Source organism: Lysobacter sp. TAB13 (genome assembly GCF_052113885.1).
GTDB lineage: Bacteria > Pseudomonadota > Gammaproteobacteria > Xanthomonadales > Xanthomonadaceae > Lysobacter > Lysobacter gummosus.
Genome location: NZ_JBFRDR010000406.1, coordinates 1 through 360, shown reverse-complemented (window position 1 = coordinate 360; position 360 = coordinate 1). Strand labels below are relative to the sequence as shown.

Annotated in this window: 1 protein-coding gene; it reads left to right on the top strand. The window is 69.1% G+C overall.

The genetic code is table 11. The annotated features are described in order from the left end of the window. Positions 1-360: ATP-binding cassette domain-containing protein (locus tag AB4Y92_RS26730; protein ID WP_441822368.1), on the top strand; the 360-nt coding region annotated here is incomplete at both ends.

The following is a 360-nucleotide window of genomic DNA, read 5'->3' as shown; positions in this document are numbered from 1 at the left end:
CCCTATTCCTCGCTCGATCCGCGTATGACCATCGGCGATCTCGTGGCCGAACCGCTCCGGCTGGTGCCCGGCATGACGGCGGCCCAGAAGGCGGCGCGGCTGCAGGAGGTGCTGGCGGAGGTCGGTCTCGCTGACGGCTTCGCGTCACGCTATCCGCACGAGCTCTCCGGCGGGCAGCGGCAGCGCATCGCGATCGCACGCGCCGTGGTGCGCCGTCCGAAATTCGTGATCGCCGACGAGCCGGTCTCGGCSCTCGACGTCACGGTGCGGGCGCAGGTGCTGGAGCTCTTCGCCGAGCTGCAGCGCAAGTACGGCTTCTCCTGCCTGTTCATCAGCCATGATCTCGGCGTGGTCGAGCAG